Annotated in this window: 21 protein-coding genes, 1 tRNA gene and 1 pseudogene; 10 read left to right on the top strand and 13 right to left on the bottom strand. The window is 58.2% G+C overall.

Annotated features, from left to right (window positions below):
* Positions 1 to 118 precede the first annotated feature (118 nt).
* Together CLG94_RS05085 and CLG94_RS05080 are read left to right on the top strand one after the other, a co-directional pair.
* The gene (locus tag CLG94_RS05085; RefSeq protein WP_107561770.1) at positions 119 to 397 is read left to right on the top strand and encodes a type II toxin-antitoxin system RelE/ParE family toxin; all 279 of its coding nucleotides are present in this window, start codon (positions 119 to 121) and stop codon (positions 395 to 397) included.
* Positions 398 to 409: 12 nt separating this feature from the next.
* Positions 410 to 694 carry a HigA family addiction module antitoxin gene (locus tag CLG94_RS05080; protein WP_107561769.1) on the top strand — a complete coding sequence of 95 codons (285 nt, stop codon included), beginning with the start codon at positions 410 to 412 and terminating at the stop codon, positions 692 to 694.
* Positions 695 to 821: 127 nt separating this feature from the next.
* Here CLG94_RS05080 and CLG94_RS05075 read toward each other — a convergent pair whose 3' ends face one another.
* The 5 genes from CLG94_RS05075 to CLG94_RS05055 form a co-directional block, all read right to left on the bottom strand.
* The gene (locus CLG94_RS05075) at positions 822 to 1,421 is read right to left on the bottom strand and encodes a YecA family protein (protein WP_239993130.1); all 600 of its coding nucleotides are present in this window, start codon (positions 1,419 to 1,421) and stop codon (positions 822 to 824) included.
* Positions 1,422 to 1,476: 55 nt separating this feature from the next.
* The gene (locus tag CLG94_RS05070) at positions 1,477 to 1,989 is read right to left on the bottom strand and encodes an archaeosortase/exosortase family protein (protein WP_107561768.1); all 513 of its coding nucleotides are present in this window, start codon (positions 1,987 to 1,989) and stop codon (positions 1,477 to 1,479) included.
* 41 nt (positions 1,990 to 2,030) lie between these two features.
* On the bottom strand, positions 2,031 to 3,218 hold the full coding sequence (locus tag CLG94_RS05065; RefSeq protein WP_107561767.1) for an IPTL-CTERM sorting domain-containing protein: 1,188 nt from the start codon (positions 3,216 to 3,218) through the stop codon (positions 2,031 to 2,033).
* Positions 3,219 to 3,845: 627 nt separating this feature from the next.
* Positions 3,846 to 4,274 (bottom strand): helix-turn-helix domain-containing protein, encoded by a 429-nt coding sequence (locus tag CLG94_RS05060; protein WP_107561766.1) that lies wholly within the window; start codon positions 4,272 to 4,274, stop codon positions 3,846 to 3,848.
* A gap of 2 nt (positions 4,275 to 4,276) precedes the next feature.
* On the bottom strand, positions 4,277 to 4,579 hold the full coding sequence (locus CLG94_RS05055; RefSeq protein WP_107561765.1) for a type II toxin-antitoxin system HigB family toxin: 303 nt from the start codon (positions 4,577 to 4,579) through the stop codon (positions 4,277 to 4,279).
* Positions 4,580 to 5,448: 869 nt separating this feature from the next.
* Here CLG94_RS05055 and CLG94_RS05050 point away from each other — a divergent pair.
* On the top strand, positions 5,449 to 5,679 hold the full coding sequence (locus CLG94_RS05050; RefSeq protein WP_320414609.1) for a type II toxin-antitoxin system RelE/ParE family toxin: 231 nt from the start codon (positions 5,449 to 5,451) through the stop codon (positions 5,677 to 5,679).
* Positions 5,680 to 5,687: 8 nt separating this feature from the next.
* On the top strand, positions 5,688 to 5,993 hold the full coding sequence (locus tag CLG94_RS05045; protein ID WP_107561764.1) for a HigA family addiction module antitoxin: 306 nt from the start codon (positions 5,688 to 5,690) through the stop codon (positions 5,991 to 5,993).
* Between the two features lie 338 nt (positions 5,994 to 6,331).
* Here CLG94_RS05045 and uvrA (CLG94_RS05040) read toward each other — a convergent pair.
* From uvrA (CLG94_RS05040) to CLG94_RS05020, 3 genes and pseudogenes are all read right to left on the bottom strand, one after another.
* Positions 6,332 to 6,834, bottom strand: a pseudogene (uvrA, locus tag CLG94_RS05040) (ABC-ATPase UvrA); the annotation flags it as partial.
* Positions 6,835 to 7,843: 1,009 nt separating this feature from the next.
* Positions 7,844 to 10,120, bottom strand: a complete 2,277-nt coding sequence (locus CLG94_RS05025; RefSeq protein ID WP_107561761.1) for a CARDB domain-containing protein — start codon at positions 10,118 to 10,120, stop codon at positions 7,844 to 7,846.
* 2 nt (positions 10,121 to 10,122) lie between these two features.
* Entirely contained in the window at positions 10,123 to 10,476 is a 354-nt protein-coding gene (locus tag CLG94_RS05020; RefSeq protein ID WP_107561760.1) for a hypothetical protein, read from the bottom strand.
* A gap of 835 nt (positions 10,477 to 11,311) precedes the next feature.
* Between CLG94_RS05020 and CLG94_RS13760 the strand changes: the two genes are divergently transcribed.
* Positions 11,312 to 11,446, top strand: coding sequence for a hypothetical protein (locus CLG94_RS13760; RefSeq protein WP_275666216.1), 135 nt, complete (start codon positions 11,312 to 11,314; stop codon positions 11,444 to 11,446).
* 242 nt (positions 11,447 to 11,688) lie between these two features.
* Here CLG94_RS13760 and uvrA (CLG94_RS05015) read toward each other — a convergent pair whose 3' ends face one another.
* Together uvrA (CLG94_RS05015) and CLG94_RS05010 are read right to left on the bottom strand one after the other, a co-directional pair.
* Positions 11,689 to 14,310, bottom strand: coding sequence for an excinuclease ABC subunit UvrA (gene uvrA / locus CLG94_RS05015; RefSeq protein ID WP_107561759.1), 2,622 nt, complete (start codon positions 14,308 to 14,310; stop codon positions 11,689 to 11,691).
* A gap of 60 nt (positions 14,311 to 14,370) precedes the next feature.
* Positions 14,371 to 15,030, bottom strand: a complete 660-nt coding sequence (locus CLG94_RS05010) for a carboxypeptidase-like regulatory domain-containing protein (RefSeq protein ID WP_107561758.1) — start codon at positions 15,028 to 15,030, stop codon at positions 14,371 to 14,373.
* 403 nt (positions 15,031 to 15,433) lie between these two features.
* Between CLG94_RS05010 and CLG94_RS05005 the strand changes: the two genes are divergently transcribed.
* The 5 genes from CLG94_RS05005 (at position 15,434) to CLG94_RS04985 (ending at position 20,161) form a co-directional block, all read left to right on the top strand.
* Positions 15,434 to 15,520 (top strand) — tRNA-Leu (locus CLG94_RS05005).
* 141 nt (positions 15,521 to 15,661) lie between these two features.
* Positions 15,662 to 16,660, top strand: coding sequence for a GDP-mannose 4,6-dehydratase (locus CLG94_RS05000; RefSeq protein WP_107561757.1), 999 nt, complete (start codon positions 15,662 to 15,664; stop codon positions 16,658 to 16,660).
* Positions 16,644 to 18,095 carry an O-antigen ligase family protein gene (locus CLG94_RS04995; protein ID WP_161954028.1) on the top strand — a complete coding sequence of 484 codons (1,452 nt, stop codon included), beginning with the start codon at positions 16,644 to 16,646 and terminating at the stop codon, positions 18,093 to 18,095. The genes CLG94_RS05000 and CLG94_RS04995 overlap by 17 nt, the downstream gene beginning before the upstream one ends.
* A gap of 5 nt (positions 18,096 to 18,100) precedes the next feature.
* Positions 18,101 to 18,733, top strand: coding sequence for a J domain-containing protein (locus CLG94_RS04990; RefSeq protein WP_107561755.1), 633 nt, complete (start codon positions 18,101 to 18,103; stop codon positions 18,731 to 18,733).
* A gap of 105 nt (positions 18,734 to 18,838) precedes the next feature.
* A complete protein-coding gene (locus tag CLG94_RS04985) occupies positions 18,839 to 20,161 on the top strand; it encodes a nucleotide sugar dehydrogenase (protein WP_107561754.1) in 1,323 nt (440 codons plus the stop codon).
* Between the two features lie 126 nt (positions 20,162 to 20,287).
* Here the strand turns inward: CLG94_RS04985 and CLG94_RS04980 are convergent, their stop codons facing one another.
* The 3 genes from CLG94_RS04980 to CLG94_RS04970 form a co-directional block, all read right to left on the bottom strand.
* On the bottom strand, positions 20,288 to 21,151 hold the full coding sequence (locus CLG94_RS04980) for an SDR family oxidoreductase (RefSeq protein WP_107561753.1): 864 nt from the start codon (positions 21,149 to 21,151) through the stop codon (positions 20,288 to 20,290).
* 137 nt (positions 21,152 to 21,288) lie between these two features.
* Positions 21,289 to 22,197: a TIGR01777 family oxidoreductase gene (locus CLG94_RS04975; RefSeq protein WP_107561752.1), complete on the bottom strand. Its 909-nt coding sequence runs from the start codon at positions 22,195 to 22,197 to the stop codon at positions 21,289 to 21,291.
* 121 nt (positions 22,198 to 22,318) lie between these two features.
* On the bottom strand, positions 22,319 to 22,852 hold the full coding sequence (locus CLG94_RS04970; RefSeq protein ID WP_239993129.1) for a hypothetical protein: 534 nt from the start codon (positions 22,850 to 22,852) through the stop codon (positions 22,319 to 22,321).
* Between the last annotated feature and the right edge of the window lie 146 nt (positions 22,853 to 22,998).

Raw genomic sequence — 22,998 nt, 5'->3', positions numbered from 1 at the left:
TTGAGGTCAGGTCGTGCAATCATCCATTCCGGGGTGTCCGTAGCGCAGGAACTATGTGCACGCACCATGCCGCGAACGTCATGATTGACACGCGTCACGTAACTCATTACACTGACGCATGATTGGTTCGATCCGGCATAAAGGCTTGCGAAGGCTGTTCGAGAACGATGACGCACGTGGCGTAGCCGCCGAGCATGCCGACAAATTGCGACGTATTCTGGCAAGGCTGAATGCGGCGCGGTCGGCGTCCGACATGGACTTGCCGGGGTATCGGCTGCACCCGCTCAGAGGCGACCTTCAGGGCTTTCATGCCGTAACCGTTCACGCGAACTGGCGTACCATCTTTCGCTTCGCCGAGGGCGAGGCGTGGGACGTGGATTATCTGGATTACCACTAAGGAGGCTTGACCATGCGCATGAAGAACCCCCCTCATCCCGGCGGTGTTGTGCTACACGACTGTATCGAGCCGCTCGGCCTGACTATAACCGAGGCCGCCGCGGCCCTCGGCGTCACGCGTACCACCCTGTCCGAACTCGTGAACGGGAAGCGCGGCATCTCTCTGGAAATGGCCGTACGACTGTCAAAGGTCTTCGGAGGGAGCGCCGAAAGCTGGCTGCTCCAGCAGGCACAATACGACCTTACCCGCGTCCCCACCGACCGGTTCAAACAACTGAGGCGGCTTGAGGCGGCGTAAGAAGGCTGTCCGGTCTTACTGCGGGGCGATACAGCGACTGTCGGCAAAGATCCGGGAGGTCGGAGAGGGCGCGGGGGGCGAGGGCCTGTCGCCTTCCGCGCTTTGCCCGGATCGGTTCATCACCCCCTCACCTCCCACAGCACCGCTTGGTCTTGATGCCGCTTCCGCAGGGGCAGGGCTCGTTTCTGCCCACTGAGCCCTTCATTGATCCCGGCTCCGGGCGTCCCCACACAAGGGCGATGGCCCCGAAGTAGAGCAGCAGCGCAAAGAAGCCCCTCCCCATGAACTCCAGGAAGGCGTAGAGCCAATCGAACAGGATCATCTTCGCCTTCGAGTAGTCGAGAGAGACCACAATGCCGGCTGCGGTCTTCTGCGGCCATAGCTTGGTGTACTCGATATTGACCAGCAACGAGAGGAACTGGGTGAGGATGAGCAGGCCCACGGTCACGGCGAAGACTCTGCCCCGTCGCGTGAGTGACCAGGCCGGGGTCGCGAACACGAGCGCGGCCAGGAGGGCCAGGGGGTAGTCGCCGGAGGTATCTCGCAGTAGGAGGCGGCTGACGGTGACCGTCTCGGAGGTCTGCCGCATGATGGGGCGCACGGCGATGATGGTGGTGCCCTCCACAAGATAGCGAGTGCCGGGGGAGGATTCGATCGAGGGGATCAGGGGGGAGGCGAAGGCCGCGAGCAGGTGGGCGTAGGCGGGTGCGAGGACAACCCACAGCAACGCGAGGAGGATAAAGAGGGAGCCTGCACGGAGGATGAAGCCCCGCCAGGACGCTCTAAGCGAGTCTGCGAATCCGGCTAAGCCAGATAAGCCAGCAGGCGGCGACGAGGGCGAGGAAAAGGGCCTGCCAGAGGTAGAGGTGGGCAATCTGAAACCCTCCAGGAAAGTACCGGCCTATGCCGATCAGGCTGAGCACGCGCAGGAGGTTGACCAGGAACAGCACAACTGCGCCTGAGAGACATCCGAGGATGCGCTGCGTGAGGGTCGCGGGGTAGGCGAAGACCGCTGAGGCGTACAGGCCGATCTCATAGATCGCGTTACAGTTGTTCTTGATCTCGACCGCAAAGCCGGGGATGCCGACGGAGGCGCCTGCAACCCAGCTTCGGGCACCCAGGATCGTGAGGAGGGTGTGGGACAGCCAGGCGATGACACGGGTAAACGGCACGACGAGCCGATCGTCCAGGGCATACAGGAACAGGAAGGCAAGCAGGGTGTAGAGGCCGAAGCGCAGGCAGAAGTACAGGCCCTGTTGCTGCTTCAGGAGATTCTGCTGCGGTATGGTGCGCATGGGATAAAAAGAGACGTCAGCCCACGGCGTTTAGTCAGTCCTCACGATAGCTGCCTGTTCCGTCTGAGGGCGAGCAACCCGCCGCCCACGAGCAGGGCCGCCATGCCGATCTGGGCCCACTCGGACAGGGTGGGGATGCCGGCCGCCGCCGTTTGGACCTCATACGCCCCGATGTCGCAGGCGGGACCCTGAGGGCGCGTGATGCCGCGCTGGTCGGTGGCAGGCGGCGGGCAGCCGCTCGTCACGGCGTCGATGGCGGGGCTCCCGGTGAGGAGCGCGTGGGTGTTGGTCGGCCCCCCGTTGTTTTGGAGGGGCCCGAGAAGGGGGTTTACCACCCCCGACTGATCCCCAGTCCCGGACAGGCCGCAAGTGGTGTCGCTGTCAAGATTGAAGCCGTTCGAGGTGCTGGCGTCGCCGTCGCAGTCCGCCCCCGCGAGCTGGAGCGCGACAATCGTGGCCCCGAGGCTCAGGACCGATGTTCCTTCTCCATCGCTGAAAGTGCCGCCGCCGCCGGTGCTGCAGGAGGCGCCCGCGCTGGTGGTGCAGCTCGCCGTGTTCGCGGTCACGGTGCTGTTCGCAAGGGTCGTGGCGCTGTTGAGGTAGAGGCCGCCGCCTTCGGCGCGGCATCCGTTGCCGCTGCCGCTGGCCGAGCAGCTTGCTGTATTCCCGCTCACGGTGCTGTTGGTGAGGGTGAGCGTGCCGGCGTTGTTGTAGATGCCTCCACCTTGGGCGAAGCAGGAGAGTGTCGTTGCCGCGCAGCTTGCCGTATTCCCGCTCACGGTGCTGTTCGTCAGGGTGAGCGTGCCGAAGTTGGAGAGACCACCACCTTGGGCGAAATCGCCGCCCGTGATCGTCACCCCCGAGATGGTCACGGTCGCGAAGTTGTTCTGGACTACCTGGTTCGTCCCTCCGGCATCAATGATCGTACCAGGCGCACCCGCGCCGGTGAGGGTCAGGTTGACGGCGATCACGAGGGGGAAGGTCTCGCCCAGGGCGGGATTGTAGGTCCCGGCCGCGACCGAGATCGTGTCGTTGGCCACGGCCTGGGTGATGAGGGCGTAGGTGATCGTTTTGCAGGGTGACCCGGATGCGAGGCAAGTATTTGGCCCGGCGTTACTACCTGTGGTGGCGACGAAGCGAGTGGCGGCTTCAGCGGCAAAGGCCGGGGCGAGCGCGCAGGCAAGGAGCAGGGCGGTGGCACACACGTAAAAGCGGGCGAGACGGGTCACCGTTGGGGTCTCCTTATCTCTACTGTGTACTGCAAATCCCGTAGTATTTCACGGATAGGGACGGCAACTTATCACATGCTCCGAATGTCAAGCATGAAAACAACTCGTGCAAGGATAGCCCCCCCCCAGAGATGTCAAGCGTTTTCTGCGCCATTAGTCGCCGGGTTCCACTAAGGTTCCCTTACATCCTCCTCCTCGGATCGGAGGAGCGTACATTAGATCACTAATCTGCACCAGCATCGGACGGCCTGGGAGATTGCAGTCCAAATGGATCCGGGATTCATTCGACTATTTCCACAGATCAATCCGGATAGCCAAAAAATCAAAAATAGGGACAGACACTATTTTTTGAGATCCTTTCTTGGTCTTCCCCTCTGCACCACGTGTCTTACTCGTCCAGTGTCCTGCGCACCTCCCAGATGAACCCGTCTCTTCGCAGTGGCCGCTCTGTCATCGTGTGCCTCCGATTCGCTGTCGTTTTGAAAGACCGTCTGGTGCTAATTCCCTCGTTGTCTCACATGCTACGGGTGGCTGGCTGCAACGGTTCGAGTAATCCGTGGCATGCCGATCATGACCGCGAACACCACGAATCGTCACGATAATAGTGTCTGTCCCTATTTTCCCTATTTAGCCAGGCACGAATACCGCTGGGCTGGTGTTGAAGAACTTGGCCAGCTTCCCCGCCAGGGTTGCGCTGATCTTTCGCTTGCCGGAAAGAATCGCTGAAAGGTTGCTCTGTGGGACGATCTCCGCCAGATCACCTTGCTTCAGACCGCGTAATTCGATCAGGTAGCGCAAAACCTCATTGGGTTCGGAAGCTTCGATGGCGAAGTGGTTGGTGTCATAGTCCGCCACCAGTTCGCTGACGAGATCAAGAAGCCCTGACAAGGCGTGATTCTCCCGGTCGCCGACCATGTCCAACAGATAGTTCATAAGCGAAACAGTACGGTCATACTCTTCCTCGGTACGGATCGGACGCAAATGGGCGACGCGATCAAACGCGGCCCAAGTCTTTTGCAGCGCCTTGATGTCCAGAGTCGCAGTAGCGGTTGTCATGTTTACACCTTGCCTTTCCTGTAAAGCTTGCACCAGTTGTCGTATTCCCGGTGAGTCATTACCCAACGCACGAATATCTTGCCATCGCGGTAGCGAACGATGACAACAACCCGATAGTTGTTGCCGCCGACATCGAACACGGTATAAGGCGGAACATAATCGGCACCACAAAAGCTCTGCCGTAGATCAGCAAAGTCAGCAAAGCGAGAATTCTCGGCGACGGTGTGCCAGTTGCGCAAAGACTGCTCGGCTTCAGGATGCCTGTGCCAGAAGTCACGCAGCATCTTCAGTGAAATGATGTGCATAGCACGACTATATCAAAAAGATATACTCGCTGCAAGGGCTACACCTGAACAGATTTAGGATTTAGCTCCAATCGGCCATTACCTGCCGGTGGTGATCTTTTTCAAAAGCCGACGTTAGAAGATATTGGATATAGGGACAGACACTATTTATTGAGATCCTTTCTTGGTCTTCCCCTCTGCACCACGTGTCTTACTCGTCCAGTGTCCTGCGCACCTCCCAGATGAACCCGTCTCTTTGCAGTGGCCGCTCTGTCATCGTGTGCCTTCGCATCGCTGTCGTTTTGAAAGACCGTCTGGTGCTAATTCCCTCGTTGTCTCACATGCTACGGGTGGCTGGCTGCAACGGTTCGAGTAATCCGTGGCATGCCGATCATGACCGCGAACACCACGAATCGTCACGATAATAGTGTCTGTCCCTATTTTCTATTTTACACGCAGCGGATTTCACAGATCAATCCGGATAGCCAAAAGATGGCGGGGCTCATTTTTATCATATCTGTCAGGCGCGTTCGCTTGATTCCATATGACACCACCGTGGCCGTCGGCAATCATCCGACCCCTCCACTGCGGAAGTCTTACACCAGTTGCACTATATTCGTCTGGTTATCACTCGCGGGAGTATAGAAAGCTACCCTACCCCTATCAAGGAAAAGGCGGTGGAATCAGGCGGCCCGGCAAACTGCCGGTGACTCTGGCAGACACCGACCCTAGTGTCAACACGCCTTCTAGCGTACATGGCGCAGCCGATGGGGCGAGGGGGAAGGAGGGGGTGTTGTGTTATTGACAAGTGTCGCCTAACAGGCTACATTGATAGAGTGAAGATCCGGAGCTTCACCCACAAGCCCTTAAGACGGCTTTACGCAGAAGACGTGACGAAAGGTCTTCCGTCCGAGGCCGTGGACAAGCTCCGTAAGATGCTGGCGTTCCTGCAGGACGTACAGGATGTGGAAACGCTTCGCGCGTTCCCGGCGTGGAAGGCGCATGTATTAACCGGCAGCCGCAAAGGCACATGGAGCCTACACGTGACGCGGAACTGGCGGCTCACATTACGCGTCGAGGACGACGAAATCCATGACGTGAATTTCGAGGACTATCACTGACAGGAGACATGACGATGCGTATGTTGAACCCGCCTCATCCGGGCGACTTTATTCGTACCGAAATCATCGACGCGCACGGCTTGACCGTGACTGCTGCCGCACAGACATTGGGTGTGAGCCGGCCAGCGCTGTCCAGCTTGCTCAACGGCAAGGCTTCCCTTTCCGGCGACATGGCACTACGTCTCGAAAAAGCCTTCGGTGTGGACATGGAGACGCTCATGCGCATGCAATCGTCCTACGATATCGCGCAAGCGCGTCAGCGCGAGCGTACGATCCGTGTCCGGCGCTACCAGCCTGCTCCGGTACGTGCATAGCGACTGGTTCGGCACTGTCTGCAGCAGACGGCGTGGTCCCCGCCTCCGCCAGCTTAACCACAGTCTGGGTCAGATCGCGGTCCTGGATGCGCAGACGTAAGAAATCCACGAAGGACGAGGCAAAAGGGGTCGCACTGTCACTTGGACATCTCAACCTCAAAGATAACTACTTAGGTAGATAGACTGTAGTCTTTTAGACTGTGGGAACACGCACAGACGAGCCAAGCGTTTCCGAATACAACGCGACAATGATGGAGACCGAAAAGGTTCTGGGTGCCTTGATTTGGTCCATGCGCAATGACTAACAGCCTTCAGCCTAAACACCTGAATAGTTACCCTTAAAGCATCCGCTTGAGAAACTGGCCGGTGTAGGAGGTCGGATGGGCGGCCACCTCCTCCGGCTGTCCTGCTACGACGACATGCCCTCCCTCATCCCCGCCCTCCGGGCCCAGGTCGATGATCCAGTCGGCCGTCTTGATCACCTCCAGGTTGTGCTCGATCACTACGACGGTGTTGCCAACATCGGTCAGGCGGTGCAGGACCTCCAGGAGTTGGCGGATATCGTGGAAGTGCAGCCCGGTGGTCGGCTCATCCAGGATATACAGGGTCTGGCCGGTCCCTCGTTTGCTGAGTTCCCGCGACAGCTTGACCCGCTGCGCCTCACCGCCCGAGAGCGTCGTGGCCAACTGGCCCAGTGTGATATATAGCCAAGCCCGACGTCAAACAGGGTCTGGAGTTTCTCCTTGATCTTGGGGACAGGCTGGAAGAAGCGGAGCGCCTCTTCCACGGTCATGTCCAAGACGCCGGCGATGCTCTTACCCTTATAGATAATCTCCAGCGTCATCACCAGCCTCAACCCAACGCAAAAGCGTGCACTCGAACAGATTCAGCAGATCAACGTGTAGACAGAAAATACAACCCCACTCTTGCGCTAATCAACGGAAAAGACAGGGAACGTTCGCTATGCGCTGGCAGGAACTTCAGTTTAGAGGGGGTGCTCAGGCGGGACATGCCGTTGCCAGGTCCTCAGGAAGACGTACCCGACGGGTAAGGTGGCGGTCTTGCCATAGGAGGGCGAGGAGGATCGCGACGAGCCAACGCCTTGTCGCGTTGGAAGAACTCGGGGTAGAGCCTCGCGCCGGTACGGTCACCTAAGGACAACTTCGGGACCCGTGTTCCTCTACTGCGCGAACACGCTCCTCAGGGCCGTGGCCGGGTCACGCTGGGGTTTGTGCGCCCTAAGGGGGTCAGATTGAAGAACTTGACACCGAAATCACGGGGATTAATAGCGGCGGGTCTCCGGGGCAGGGCATCGAGCGCATCCTTCGCCATCTCGGATTGTGGGAGCAGAGGTGTGCGCGTCTCTTCAGCCAACGCATCGCCTGAGATGTCGGGCAGGGTCATCGTGCCCCGTCTTGATGACCCTGTCCCTGATGACGACACTGACCCTGTAAGAATGTACGCAAACGGGTACGACCATCGCGATCGGAGCGGTCTGCCGACGTGCGGCCCGGCTCGCAGCACAACAGGTCCGCGTCGGTGTTCAGATCGGCCTCGGCGCCGCACCGCGCGTGCTCCCACACTACTATTGACTCTCCACCCTGCCCGCGCATACTGTCCACACTATGCCTTCGTTTCTTCATGCGGACTTTATGGGCCCGTGCTGGTACCGCCTGAAAAGCGATCTTGATCAGTCCAGCATCCGTAAGTGAGGAAGCTCTACGCTCCATACTGACGCCAAGGTGGAATCTGCAACCATCGACAGATTCCACCTTGGCGAATGGTCCTAAGTCCCACGCCGTGTAGGTCACTTCCTCCGGACACCGCGAAGAATCAAGTTCGCGCTGACCCTAATTCCGTACTATGATCTGCTTCGGGTTGTTGGAGACCAAACAGTTGTTGCCCTCGTTCGCTTCTGCCACCACAGCGGGATCGTCAGCGCACGCACCGAGATAATACGTTCCCGCCGGAACGCTCGTAGGTACAGTGACGGTCACGCTACCGCTGTGGCTGATCCCTGCTGCTAGGCTTGGAACGCTCCTAGTGCCGGTCAAGAGGATATCGCCGCCGGTGATGGTCGCATCTATGGACAGTCGGTAGCGGGTAGTTGATGCTCCTGCTGCCGTTGATCCAGCGTTCTTGGTGGTGTCGGTCACCGTCAATCTGGCGCCTCTCCGCACAGCGGTTATCTTGAAGCTGAGTTTACTGACCACTAGGTCGGGTCGCGCTGGAACAGCCTGCACTTGGATCGTCGTCTTCGAGGCGAGACAGTTATTCGTCTCGTTGGATTCTATGATAGCACCGAGATCGTCAGCGCAGGCACCGAGGAAGTAGGTTCCCACTGGAACGCTCGTAGGTACTGTGACGGTCACGCTACCGCTGTGGCTGATCCCTGCTGCTAGGCTTGGAACGCTCCTAGTGCCGGTCAAGAGGATATCTCCGCCGGTGATGGTCGCATCTATGGACAGTCGGTAGCGGGTAGTTGATGCTCCTGCTGCTGCCGTTCCCGAGTTATAGATGGAGTCGCCAGTCAAGAAGCTGCCACCCATCGCAACGGTTGCCGGCGGATTGACCACATTAAACATCACCAGATCTGGCGAAGGCGGTCTTGCGTCGCCGAGCATGATTCGCACCACAAACGACGTGGCTGTAGAGGAGAGTACTGAGACGGAAATGCCGTTTGTCGGGTCGACGAAGGTCTCGGACGTCACCCACATTGCTCCCACATCGTTTGGATTACCGTTTCTATCTGGATCGACCACTTGTGCGTCCGAATCCCACCGGGCCGTGTCGACGCGATGAATGACTATGGCCTCACCCGGGAGTTTCGCGTCGTATCCCACAAGGCGTCGAGTCTCAACCGTATAGAACTGGGTCGTCGACCCATTGATCGGAATCTGCGCCATCAGATAGTTGGTCCCTGACGCGAGTTGGCCAATGTGATCCATGGTGATGGTTTGATCTGTGTTGGGACTAGCGGTATACTTCTGAGCGCTTGGGACCCACCCAAGGAAGTCTTTGTGGTAGGAGATCGTGTGGGGACCGACACATCCGTAAATCGGATCACGCGATACCCTACAGTTGTCCCAAATATCGCTCATGACATCCCACCGGGAATCATAGGTCTGGCCATAGTCACCGGAGGAGTGTGGAAGCCCAAATCCATGCCCCATTTCGTGTCCAACCGGTCCCTGGTTCTCATATCCCCATGGGGGAAGCCATGTCATGCGAAAAGACTTAGTAACCCCGTCTAGCGTCATGGTCCAGCTTCCCCCCCAGGCGTAGCCATCAAGCTGACCATTGAACATGAGGTTGATGCCGACAAACGTTGGGAATAACACATCAGGATTCGCGGCGGCCGTACAGTCGGTGGCAGCTTTTTGGTGGTTAAGTTGTTCGGGACTTCCAGAGACGTAATAGGAGCGTGGGTTAGGAAGCGTGTACCACCCGTAGACCGCGCTACCGGCGAGATTGACGTTATTGAAGGAGAGTTCTCTCCAATAGTGTTCCAACCCTGGAGCGGAGGTACCCAACATGAGGGTTTTAAACCATTCGACAGGATGTGGCGTAACCTCTGCAGAATCTTTGAATCGACACAGAAGCGTTGCCCAAGGCTGGGACCCGCTCACGGCCAATGCCGCTGCCACCGCGTTGGCGGCAGGCTTCAACCCCTCGTGTTGAAGCGCCTGGACGGTTACTAGCGGCACAGGCGTGTGACCATTCGCAATCGGAAGGATGGCCGCTCGACCCGTCACGGAGACTCGTTGCTGATTGATCTCCATTGGAGACCCGAGAAGGCCCTGTGCCTGCTCACCAAAAAATAATTCGATGGCCCGAGCATGATCGTCGAGCAACATGTAACCGGAGGTCGGGGGGAGTCCCGATCCAGAAGGAGCATCTCCATAGAGAATATGGAGCCGACCAGAGAAGGTTTCCGTTGGCCCAACATTTAGCAGGGACTTGTTCGCCAGTTGCGCGGTCCTTGATAGCCCCTTCGTCGCAGGGAGAGTATCGCTGTTCGCGTACATAGTGCTTGGAGTTAACGACAGCAAGCTGAAGGTGAAGAGAAGGAGCGCTGCGTGCAGACGTTTATGGCATTGCCTGATTATCTGTTCTCCCTTTAGCATGTTTACTTCCCATCCTTTCCCATTTCGATCGATAGAACTCGGATCGTCTCGATTGGCTCGTCCATGCGCTCTCCTGTAATGATCACGCGCTTCTGATTCAGCTTTCTAGGTCCTCCGAAGGTTTTGGCTACAGTTTCATCGATGACAACATGGGTAGCCGTACCCTGGTCGTCAATAAGGACGAACCGAGGCTCACCGTTCCAGATGATGTGTAGCCACCCAGAAAGATGCACTCGGTGCTCGGCGGATGTAGTTAGTGCAAACCCTGGCGTACTGACTTCGCCTGAGATCGCCGGAACTTCCGAATGAAGTCCGCATCCTGTGATAAATACAAGCTGTGCGACCAAGCAGATCATAATGTTTCTTTTCGACCTGCTTAAATTCGCCAAGCATCTCATTGAACTGTCTCTTCTTCTCGTTGACACCGATACCCACAAAACACATTGCGAGAGGTAAACCACTTAAGCCTATCTGCAAAGATTGGACCACAATTAAACAGCAGTAAAACCGCTACTTACCAATACGTACTAGCTTAGAGTGGGAGAGCTATTGCTAATAAGTAGCACTGCGTATGACATAAAGTGTCATGTGCTAGCGTAAAAGGAGCTGAGATCACACCTATTCCCAATGCGCTGACTGCGATGAACCCGTTCGACAACCTCGCCGCTTTCCTATAAGAAATCGGCGTTATTTCCGTAGACCAAAGGGGCAGTCAGTCCATGGAGCTTCTTCTCCCTGTCGCGGGTGAGGTCCAGCGCTACGATCACCGTCTGACCGACCACGACGACGCCGTCGAATTGATAATTCTGCTTCCGCCTTGATGGACAAGTCTTTCCGTCGAGAGAACAGATCCTGAAGACCCTCCTTCGCTAGCTTCTTCCACTGGCTCATCTGGACTGGATGCGCCTCCAACACTGCCCACGCCTTGACCTCCTCACTGTGTTGCCGTCTGAGACTTCTCGTCATGATCCGCACCTACTCTGGTGATACTCCAGACACGGAAGATTCTCACTCACCCCCCCCCTGTCCGGTTTTCGGGGTACATCATATGTCATGAGGTCGTAAAACGGCGGTGATCGGCGTATAGCAGTGTCTCGGCTATGGCGATCTCTATTTTTGGGTGAGGTCACATGACTTACGCCCAAGCAACGGGGGCCGACACCAAGGGGAAAAGATCACTTGGAGAGGAACGTGTCGGTGATGGAGAGGGATAGGGATAGGGAGAAGGCGCGGCTCAGAGCCAGAGCAGAGCGGGCCGAGGCATTGGTAGAACTCCAAACAAAAGCCTCTGACATCCTGGGGGTAGAGGTGAACCGCCAGACATAGAGAGGTGGAGGGTTTTAGCACCAAAGCGAAACTGACTACCAGAAAAGCGTATGGTTCTCGAACCTATCATGCGACTGAAATCGCCTTGCATCATACGCTTGGCGCTTTACCCGGGCCAGAATCTACCCATAGATTCTCCTGAGGAGTCGACTTTCGCAGTGGGGTGCTGGGGTGAAAGGGTCGGCGGCGGGTTGATGAGTTGCGCCAAAAAGTGGCGGGTACACGCGTGGTCTCTACCCCTCTTAGCCTTTCAGGGTGCGTGCCAGGAATTGGCCGGTGTAGGAGGTCGGATGGGCGGCCACCTCCTCCGGCTGGCCTGCTACGACGACATGCCCTCCCTCATCGCCGCCCTCCGGGCCCAGGTCGATGATCCAGTCAGCCGTTTTGATCACCTCGAGGTTGTGCTCGATCACTACGACGGTGTTGCCAGCATCGGTCAGGCGGTGCAGGACCTCCAGGAGTTGGCGGATATCGTGGAAGTGCAGCCCGGTGGTCGGCTCATCCAGGATATACAGGGTCTGGCCGGTCCCTCGCTTGCTGAGTTCCCGCGACAGCTTGACTCGCTGCGCCTCACCGCCAGAGAGCGTCGTGGCCGACTGGCCCAGTTTAATGTAGCCAAGACCAACATCAAAAAGGGTCTGAAGTTTCTCCTTGATCTTGGGGACAGGCTGAAAGAAGGCCAGCGCCTCTTGTACGGTCATATCCAATACATCGGCAATGCTCTTGCCCTTATAGATAATCTCCAGCGTCTCCCGGTTGTAGCGGGCCCCCTTGCAGATATCACAGGTGACGTGGACATCTGGGAGGAAGTGCATCTCGATCTGGATCAGCCCGTCGCCCTGGCAGGCCTCACATCGGCCGCCCTTGACATTGAAACTGAAGCGGCCAAGCTTGTAGCCCCGGATACGCGATTCCGGAACCAGCGCGTACAGCTCCCTGATGAAATTGAAGACGCCCGTATAGGTCGCCGGGTTGCTGCGGGGGGTGCGGCCGATGGGCGACTGATCGATATCGATCACCTTGTCGATATGCTCGGCGCCAAGAATCTTGTCGTGCGCTCCCGGTCGCTCCCGAGAGCCGTAGAGCTTGCGATCGAGCGCCCGCCGCAGGATCTCGTTCACCAGGGTGCTCTTCCCGGAACCGGACACGCCCGTCACGCAGGTCAACACACCCAGGGGGATCTCCACCTCGATGTTCTTGAGGTTATGTTCTCGCGCTCCGATGATGGTGAGGACGCGCCCGTTCCCTCGCCGTCGAAGGGCAGGAACAGGAATCGTCATGCGTCCCGACAGGTACTGACCGGTCAGCGAACTCTTATGTCTGATGATGTCCCGAGGGCTCCCGCACGCCACGACTCGCCCACCAGAAACCCCTGCCCCTGGGCCCATATCGATGACATAGTCGGCAAGACGGATCGTCTCTTCGTCGTGCTCCACAACCAGGACCGTGTTCCCCAAATCGCGGAGCCGCTTCAGGGTATCCAGGAGGCGGACATTATCCCGTTGATGCAAGCCAATGCTGGGCTCGTCCAGGATGTACAGGACGCCGACCAGTGAGCTACCGATCTGCGTCGCCAAGCGGATTCGTTGCGCCTCTCCGCCGGCCAGGGTGGCCGCAGTCCGGTCCAGGGTCAGGTAGTCGAGGCCGACGTTCACGAGGAACGTCAGACGCTCCCGTAGCTCCTTCAGGATGCGGCGGGCGATCTCATGGTCTTTCTCGCTGAACTGTAGGTCCTGGAAGAACCGCAGCCCCGCCTTGACCGAGTAATGCGTCACGTCCGCGATCGACTTGCCATCTACCTTGATAGCCAGTGACTCCCGCCGCAGGCGCGTCCCCTGACAATCCGGGCAGGGGCGGACGTTGGCCAAGTGCTTGACGTAGTCTTCAATCTCTTCCCGCACCTTGGATGAAGAGGTCTCCTTATAGCGGCGGTCCAGATAGTGGATGTTCGCTTTACCGTGCCACGGCTCCAGGATACCCGGGAGATCGTCCATCCGTCCGTCCAGCTTCGTGCCCAAGCCGTCGCACGTGGGGCAGGCGCCGTGCGGGCTATTGAAGGAGAAGATGCGAGGGCTGATTTCCGGATAGCTGACGCCACAGTCGATGCAGGCCAGGCGCTCGGAGAAGGTCAGATCCTTCGACGGATCGAGGAGGTTGACTACCACAATCCCCTCGCTGAGCTTGAGCGCGGTCTCGAGCGAATCAGCCAGCCGTTTTTGAATATCCGCCTTCAGAACGAGCCGATCCACCACCACCTCGATCGTGTGCTTCTTATTTTTGTCCAGCTCGATCGACTCTTCCAATTCCCGAGGCTTACCGTCGACACGAACGCGGACGAATCCCTGCCGGCGCAGGTCAGCGAAGACCTGGCGGTACTCCCCCTTCCGCCCTCGCACGACCGGGGCCAGGACCTGGAACTTACTTCCATCCGGCAGTGCCATCACCTGGTCCACGATCTGCTGCACCGTCTGGGACGCGATCGGCTTACCGCAGGCGTAACAGTGCGGCTTACCCACCCTGGCAAACAGGAGGCGGAGGTAATCGTAGATCTCCGTCACTGTCGCCACGGTCGAACGGGGGTTTTTGCTGGTGGTCTTCTGCTCGATGGAGATCGCCGGCGAGAGCCCCTCGATCAGGTCTACGTCCGGTTTATCCATCTGCTCCAGGAACTGACGGGCGTACGTAGAAAGCGACTCGACGTAGCGACGCTGACCCTCGGCATAGATGGTGTCGAACGCCAGCGACGACTTCCCGGAGCCGGAGACGCCGGTGATGACCACAAGCTTGTCCCGAGGGATCTCCAGGTCAATCGACTGAAGGTTGTGCTCTCGCGCACCCCGAATAAGAATCTTGTTGTTTGCCATACGTGACCAACCCCTACAGATTAGGTGTTTAGACTGAAAGCTGAAGGCTATACCTTTGCGTTACTTCGTGGGGACAGGCGGCAGCACGCCTCGGATAGGCTGGAACGTATACGAACCCCCGATCACAGGCCCGGCAAAACGGTAGCTGATCCCCTTACCGTAATACCACCAAGTCTCGGCGGGCTGGTTGCCGGCTCCACGGTCGATTCGCTCCGGAAGACCCAACTGACGCAGGACCTTTCCCCTTGCTGAATCCGCCCCGAACTCCGCGATCTGTCGCTGTACCTCCTTCCATTGCGGATGGTCGAGAAGCAGTTGATCTAATCTCAGCTCTCTGCCCTCCTTTAGCCGCTTGGTGATGTCGATCCCTTCCGGCTTTTGAAACCGGACACCATCGAACCCCTCTTCGGCATGGAAGAATAGGTAGAGGTTATTTCCGAGTTCGCTGGGGATGAACTCGGCCCTGTACCAGCCGTCGTCGGCAGTCAGGACTTTCAGCCCCCGCCGGTCAAGTTCCGCGTAGTCAAACTTCGTGGTGAAATCAAGCCGCCGTCCCACCACCAGCACGGGCGTTCCCGGCACGGGCCGGCCCTGTTGATCGGTAATCCGGCCGCTGACGACCCGTTGCTCCGCAATCTGGGCCGTTGCGCATCCGACCGCAACGAACACCAGGCACAGGAGCCCTGCCCATCCGACACTCATCCACCAGCGTTCCCCCATTCCGCCTCCGTTTCGTCCCCATGGCTCATCCCCACGCCCAGACCAAAGCTCGGCATCCCTTCCCGAACTGTTCTCAGGCCTCTTACGCGGTTCATTGGACACCGATGACTATACCGAGAGAGGCGGGAGGATTCAAGGCAAAGTTCCAGGTCTTGAATCCCGCCCCCGCACTCGGACCCTGACTCCTTCCGCGTAACCATTCAGTGAGAGGGCGCAAATCATTAAATAAAATGTGGTATTTTTATAAAATCCCCCTTAATCCCCCTTTTCAAAGGGGGAAACGGTTAGTCCCCCTCTTTGGAAAAGAGGGGTTAGGGGAGATTTTCCACCCCTAACTGAATGGTTACCCTTCCGCTTACATTTTCATTGACAGATAACGGCCGCAGTTGCCATTATACACCGGGCCGAAGTGGTGGAACTGGTAGACACGCCGTCTTGAGGGGGCGGTGGGGTTATACCCGTGGGGGTTCGAGTCCCCCCTTCGGCACCATTTATGTACTCACTATTTCGCGGTTGACCTCCCTTGACATCTTTGCACACCGAAATCGATCGCTCAGATTGCGCAATGGCACCGAAGGCGGCTCCCAGAGCATCATCCCGAGCTGGACTATAGCGCGCCAAGGAGCGAGCTTTGGAACCAAGGACCGTTGTGCTGACAGGTTGTGCGGGCTTCATCGGCTGCAAGGTCGCCGAGTTGCTCCTCCATGCCGGCCACCTCGTCGTCGGGATCGACAACCTCAACGACGCCTATGACGTCCGGCTCAAGCAGCGGCGCCTCGATCAGATCCTCCACCATCCCAGCTTTCAGTTCCACCAGCTCGACATCAGCGACCGGGCGGCTCTGAGCGCGCCCTTTGAGGCAGCATGTGGACCCCATGGTCGCGGTCCAGTCGCCGTTATCAACCTGGCTGCTCGCGCCGGCGTACGCCAATCCGTTGAAGACCCCTGGGTGTACTACGACACCAACGTCACCGGGACGCTCAATCTGTTGGACCTCTGCCGGACACTCGGCATCAACAAATTTATCCTCTCCTCCACCTCCAGCCTGTACGGCCAAAACAACCAATTGCCCTACCGGGAAGACGCAAATACCGACGCCCCCCTTTCGCCCTACGCCGCCTCCAAAAAGGCCGCCGAAACACTCTGCTATACCTATCATTACTTGTACGGGATCGACGTGACGGTTTTTCGGTACTTTACCGTCTACGGTCCCTCCGGGCGACCTGATATGAGCCTCTTTCGCTTCGTGCAGTGGATCAGCGAAGAGCACCAGGTACTGGTGTATGGCGACGGCCAACAATCCCGCGACTTCACCTTCGTGGACGATATCGCCAGAGGTACGATCGCCGGCCTCAAGCCGCTGGGATATGAGGTCATCAACCTGGGTTCCGACGCGCCCGTTGTCCTGATGGATGCGATTCGGCTCATTGAAGCATTAATTGGGAAGAAGGCGGTCATCGTCAACACCGCCCGTCATCCAGCCGACGTATCGGCGACTTGGGCTGACATCAGCAAAGCCAGGCGATTACTGGATTGGCAACCGCACTCGACATTCCAGGATGGCGTCGGCGCGCTGGTGCGATGGTATCAAGCCAACCGCGAATGGGCGATGCATGTATCAACAGGGTGATACCCACCCGGTGATGTGGTCCGACCGCCTTCTCCTGTGGGCGCTGACGATTCTCCTCCTGTTCACACCGCTTGCCTTTGGCACCGTTGAGGTCTGGTCGATCGCGCTTGCTGAACTGCTGGTGCTCGTTATGGGGACCGTCTGGGTCGCTCAAATGATCCGTGATGGACAGATACAATTCGAGCGGACACCGTTCACCCTCCTGATCCTCTCCTTCCTGGCGCTGATACTCTTCCAGATGCTTCCGTTGCCCCTGAACACGATCAAAATGCTCTCGCCTGCAGCGTACTCGGTCTACAGTGATGCCGCATCTGCCCTCAACATCCAGGTGGGGTGGCGGACGATCTCGCTTAATCCGGGCGCCACTCGTGAAGAGCTTCTGAGGCTACTGACTTACGCCATACTGTTCTGGATCTTGCTCAACTACTTGCGAGAGCGAAAGCAGATCGAGAGGGTTGTCGTGACCATCATCGGTGTTGGGTTTTTCCTGGCGGTGTTCGCGATCATTCAAAAGTATTCGTCGAATGGCAAGATCTATTGGATCCGCGAGACCGCGCAAGGCGGCGAGCCCTTCGGTCCCTATGTCAACCGCAATCACTTCGCCGGCTACATGGAGATCGCCATCCCCCTGACCATCGGCTATATCCTGGCTCAGTCGCCCTTGCGTACCGATCGACTGTCTATCAGGGAACGGCTCCTCCTGTGGACGTCCCAACACACCAGCAAGTCGATACTCCTACTTTTCGCTGCGATCTTTATGGGCGCAGCACTCCTGCTGACCGGCTCGCGCGGCGGCCTCATAAGTTTCTCGGGCTCCATGGTCTTTTTCATCATCATGGCGGTCATGAAGCGAACTGCGCGTTCACGGGTGGTACGATTGGCCCTGGCCTGCTGTGGCCTCGTCCTGATCGCCGCGGTCTGGATTGGTGGGAATAGTGCATTCCTGTCACTGGAACGGCTCGAGAAGACATTTCAGGAGCCATCCACAGAAGAACGAGCGATCCTGTGGCGGGATACCTTGCGGATGTCGAACGATTACGTGCGCTTTGGCTCGGGCTTCAACACCTTTGAGGAGGTGTTCCCGGCGTACAAGACCTCCACTGCCCAGATGATCTTCCAGTACGCCCACAATGACTACCTGCAACTGCTGGCTGAGGGGGGCGTCGTGGCCTTTGGTCTTGCTGTGTGGTTCATAGTCGTGTGGTATCGAGAGGTGACCGCCAGGTGGTTGAGGCGACACGATCCTCTTGCAGAGTACATGGCGTTAGCCGGTATGACCGCCGTGTTTGCGATGCTTATTCACAGCCTAACCGATTTCAACCTACACATCCCAGCGAATGCCATCGTCACGGTCACAGTGCTTTCCGTCACCCTCAACGCGGCCCGCGTCACGGCCTCAGGACGAGGCTCCAATGGTCAGTCAGAGCATTTGTAAGCAGCGTGAGCGGTATAACTGAGATCAGGGTTAAGGAAATCATCACCAGGCTGGCCCAGCCGAAGCCCCTTCCCGACCTTTCCGCCTTGTGTCCTGATCGGCGAGAGCTGACCAGCATCCTCCTGGACATTCGGAAGGGCCTAAGATCCCCCTGCTACGCCGAACTCCGCGATGCGGCAGAACTCCAGCATCTCGATGTCCGCCACCTGGTCCAGAAGGCCGAAGCACTGCTCGCATCGATGCACCTCGCTTCCAGTGCGGATTACTACGCGATCCTCGATGTGGACCGGGACGCCTCCGCCGATACAATTCATGAGAAATGGATCGAAAAGATGCGCATCTATCACCCTGACAAGTACGAGGACCCAACGGGGTGGATCACCGAGCAGAGCTGGAGTCTCAACGAGGCGTACGCAGTCCTCAAGGATCCGGAGAAGCGACGAGAGTATAATGCCAGACGAAAAGTACGGATGAGAAGCGGGCCCAGGACAGCGGGGGCCACGGATTTTCTTACACTAGATCGCACTACCCGTTCTGCCTCGGAGAGTAGCGCTCAATCGAGATTGACAAGAGTCGCGCCCATCGTCGCGATCGTAATTGCGAGTCTCATCGTCGCACTGCTGCTCTGGTCGTTATGATTCGTTGTGCTGCCTGCGGAAAACAACTCGTGAAACCTCACCACAGCCGGTTGGCCTCTATGGCGCCACCGAGGGCCCTCGCCTTATGAGAAGAAAGGACACACGATGACATCGCTCATCCCGCATCTGAAAGAACGTATCGGACGCCGAGACTATACGGTCGGCGTCATTGGCTTGGGGTATGTCGGGCTGCCGGCAGTGTTGCGCTTCGGGGAGGTGGGTTTTCGCGTCCTGGGCTTTGACGTCGACCCTGACAAAGTGAAGCATATCAACGCCGGAGAGAGCTACATCCAGCATCTCCCGGCAGATCGGGTAGCCTCCCTGGTTAGGTCAGGCCGGTTCGAAGCTACCACCGACTTCGCCCGCCTCAGAGAGGCCGATGCCATTCTCATCTGTGTTCCCACACCACTGACGCGCCATCGAAACCCCGACCTCCAGTACGTCGTACAGACCGCCGACGCCATTGCCGGCACCCTGCGAGCCGGCCAGCTCATCTGCCTGGAGAGTACCACCTACCCCGGCACCACTGAGGAAATCCTTCAGCCCCGCTTTGAGGCAACGGGCCTTCAGGTAGGGCGAGACTTCTTTCTCGTCTTCTCACCAGAGCGGGAAGATCCAGGGAATACACACTTCGGCTTGGCTACTATCCCCAAGGTCCTCGGAGGGGTGTCGGATGCCTGTGGGGAATTAGGCGAAACGCTCTACGGAACGATTGTGGCCACCGTAGTGCGGGTCACCTCTCCCAGGGAGGCCGAAATGACCAAGCTCCTGGAGAATATCTACCGAGCGGTGAACATCGCGCTGGTGAATGAGCTCAAGATACTCTCGGACCGCATGGGAATTAACATCTGGGAGGTCATCGACGCTGCTGCCACCAAGCCCTTTGGCTTTCAGGCTTTCTATCCGGGACCAGGGTTAGGGGGCCACTGCATTCCTATCGACCCCTTCTATCTCACATGGAAAGCCCGCGAGTACGGCCTGTCCACTCACTTCATTGAGGTCGCCGGCGAAATCAACCATGCCATGCCGGCCTGGGTGGTGGGAAAAGTCGTCGAGGCGCTGAACAGAAGAGGCAAGTCGCTGCACGGCTCCAGCCTCCTGGTTCTGGGTGTAGCGTACAAGAAGGACATCGACGATCAGCGGGAAAGCCCGGCACTCGAGATCCTGACGCTGCTACGGCAACAGGGAGCCCGGGTGAATTACTCGGATCCTCACGTCCCCCGATGCCATGGCCACCGTCACTATCCCGACCTTGACCTGACCGCTCTACCACTAACAGCAGAGACCCTTCAGGCGCAGGATGCGGTAATCCTTGTGACGAATCACTCGGCGTTTGACCTCGACCTGATCCGTCAGCACGCCCCTTTGATCGTAGATACGCGGAACGCCTTCAAGGGCATCCCCCTGGACAAGGTCGTAAAGGCATAAGCGGGAGGTTGGGTCTATCTGGTCATTTCGTCTTTCTGGTCACAGACCAAATAGATCAGATAGATCAGATGGAAAAACAGGAAGAGCCAATTCTATGTTGATGAGAGAGTTTTGCAGAGATGCTGACTAACAGGCCCCTGCCTGCTCTGTGAGCAGGGCCGCATATCCCTCGCGGAAGGTCGGATAGCGGAACGCGTAGCCGGAGGCGGTGAGTCTAACGTTGCGGCAACGCTTGTTGCTTCCGTGGCGAGGCATCCGCAGGGGGGAAGATTCGGCCTGCCAGGGCGGCGGCACGCCAAGCGCCCCTGCCAACCAGCGAAGGACAACGATCAGTTCGGTTGGCTCGTCATCGACTCCAAGGTAGAGGGAGTCCGGCTGCTGCAACATCATCAGATGGCGCAGGGCCCCGGCAGCGTCATCCCTGTGGATACGGTTGAAATAGACGGGCGACTCGCCACCCCCAACGACCTCGCCTCGACGCACCTTCTCGATCAGGCCCGCGCGATCTGGACCGTAGAGGCCGCCCAGTCGTAGGACGGTGGCCGGGAAAGGACCATCAAGTAGGAGGCGTTCACCTTCGCGGAGGAGAATCCCGGCAAACTCAGTTGGCTCGGCTGGTGCGGTCTCATCTACCCACTCTCCAGATGTTTGCGCGTAGACTCCGGTACTCGAGGTGAGAAAGAGACGCCGGGGATGCTGCCGTTGCCGAATAAGAGCATCGAGTAGGTTGTTGAGCCCTTCCACATAGACTGCCCGGTAGGCCACATCGTCATGCGTATCTGGCGCAGCGGTGTAGAAGATATAATCAAGGGCCGGCGGCAGCGCGCAAAGCGTGCCAGGCGAGGTCAGGTCGGCCGCACATTGGCGAATGTCCGGCGGAAGTATGGCGGGTCGGCGACGCAGTCCCCAGACGGTATGCCCTTCCGCCGCGAGCAGAGAGCCTAACGCTGTTCCGATATAACCACAGCCGGCTATGAGAATGTTTGCCATGTTCCAGCTCAAGAAGCTGTCAGCACTCAGCTTCTGATGATGATCGCACTGAACCTGGATTCCCCCGTATCAAGTACGGGGCAGGCTTGTCAAGCCCGGAATGACAATCAAAGGAAAGAGACCTCTGGGATGCTGCGCTACTCCCCAAGCGAGTGCCGAAGTGCGCCTTCGAGATCAGGGTAGCAGAAGCGATACCCTGTTGCCAGGAGCCGGGTGGGCTGGACGCGCTGACTGGCCAACAGTACTTCGTCAGCTATTTCGCCAAAGGCGAGACGCGCTGCGACGGCGGGCATCGAAAACAGGGTAACTCGGCTGAGAAGCCGCCCCAACGTCTGCGTAAATTCCTGATTGGTCACCGGATTAGGCGTCACCGCATTGACCGGACCCTGGAGCGCCTCAGTCGCAAGCGCGTGTGCAATCACACCCAGGAGGTCATCCAAGGCGATCCAGCTTATATATTGGCGCCCCGTCCCCAGCACCCCTCCAAGACCCATTCTGAACGGCGGGAGCAGCTTCGCCAGCGCCCCACCTGCTCCACTCAGTACCATTCCGAAGCGGGGATGAACGACGCGGATCCCCTTTTGGACGGCCGGCTTGGCCTCGGCCTCCCATTCGCAGCAGACCCCGGCGAGAAAGCCCGTTCCCGGGGCACTCTCCTCAGTGAGGAGTTCATCGCCGCGATCGCCGTAGTAGCCAATAGCAGACGCGCACACCATCACCTTGGGCGGCTGCTTCAGCCCGGCGAGCGAATCGCAGAGTAACCTGGTGCCGCCCACCCGGCTGTCGCGGATCTTCGCCTTCTTCTCGGCCGTCCACCTTCCAGTCGCAATGTTTTCTCCCGCGAGGTGGACCACCGCATCCAGCCCTTCGAGGCGGGCGATATCCATCACTCCCGCCTCTGGGTCCCACTGAACCTCTGCAATCCCGTGCTCAGGGGTGGCGCGAACCAGGCGCGTGACACGATGTCCACCGGCCGCGAGAAACGGAACCAGCGCCGAGCCCACGAACCCGGTTGATCCTGTGACGAGGATGTGTAGCTGTGCCATGAGATAAGCTTTCCGTTTTCAGCGATAAGCTATCAGCTTCTGATACCCACCGTCGCCCTGGCCGAGTTGTCGGGTTACGCTGCGCTAACCCGACCTACGGTTGAAGGCTGATCGCGTGTGTTCAGGCCCCTGGAGTCGAATCTCTCAGATTCTCTAAGATGCCCATAAAAAGGTACTGCGCGACCCATCCAATCACGCACGCTCCCGCCGCCCTCGAAGTTGTCGTGTAGTTGAGGGTCTTTCTCACCGCAATGACCGTGGCTCCCAGCATCCATACCGATGCCAGTCCAGAGACGAAGCCGCCCAGGTAAGGGATGCCGCCCAACAGCCTCACTACTCCCGGAGCGCTGGCAAAACTGATGATCCGTATCATCGCACCACAGTCCATTTTGGTCTGTGGCTCCTGGAGCAATCGCGTGCCAACCAGGTAGGTGAAGAACGCCCAGGCATACCACTGCACCATCGCCTGCATAGTCACAAAAAAGAAGCCGCCTAGCCCGCTATGAACGCCCACACCGATCCCGGCGGCTGCGGATGATAGGATCACTACCATCGCGGCCTGTAGCGGGGCGTGCCGATCAGTCTTTATTTCATCATAGAGACTTCCATCCAGCTTGGCGGCTCGGAGCATCCGCTCGCCCATCCTCTTAATCACCTCTTCCCCTCCACGCCGCTACACTTCTTGAGAAAGCGTCTGTTGCGTCTATCGAGTCGAATGCCGAATGGATCGTTCCTTGATCGCTGATTGAAGTCTTCGCGCAAAAAATGCTCTTACGATGCAAACCTATGGTATCCGGGTTA

Source organism: Candidatus Methylomirabilis limnetica (assembly GCF_003044035.1).
Lineage (GTDB): Bacteria > Methylomirabilota > Methylomirabilia > Methylomirabilales > Methylomirabilaceae > Methylomirabilis > Methylomirabilis limnetica.
Note: the sequence above shows the minus strand (reverse complement) of the source record. Positions and strands in the feature narration are given on the sequence as shown.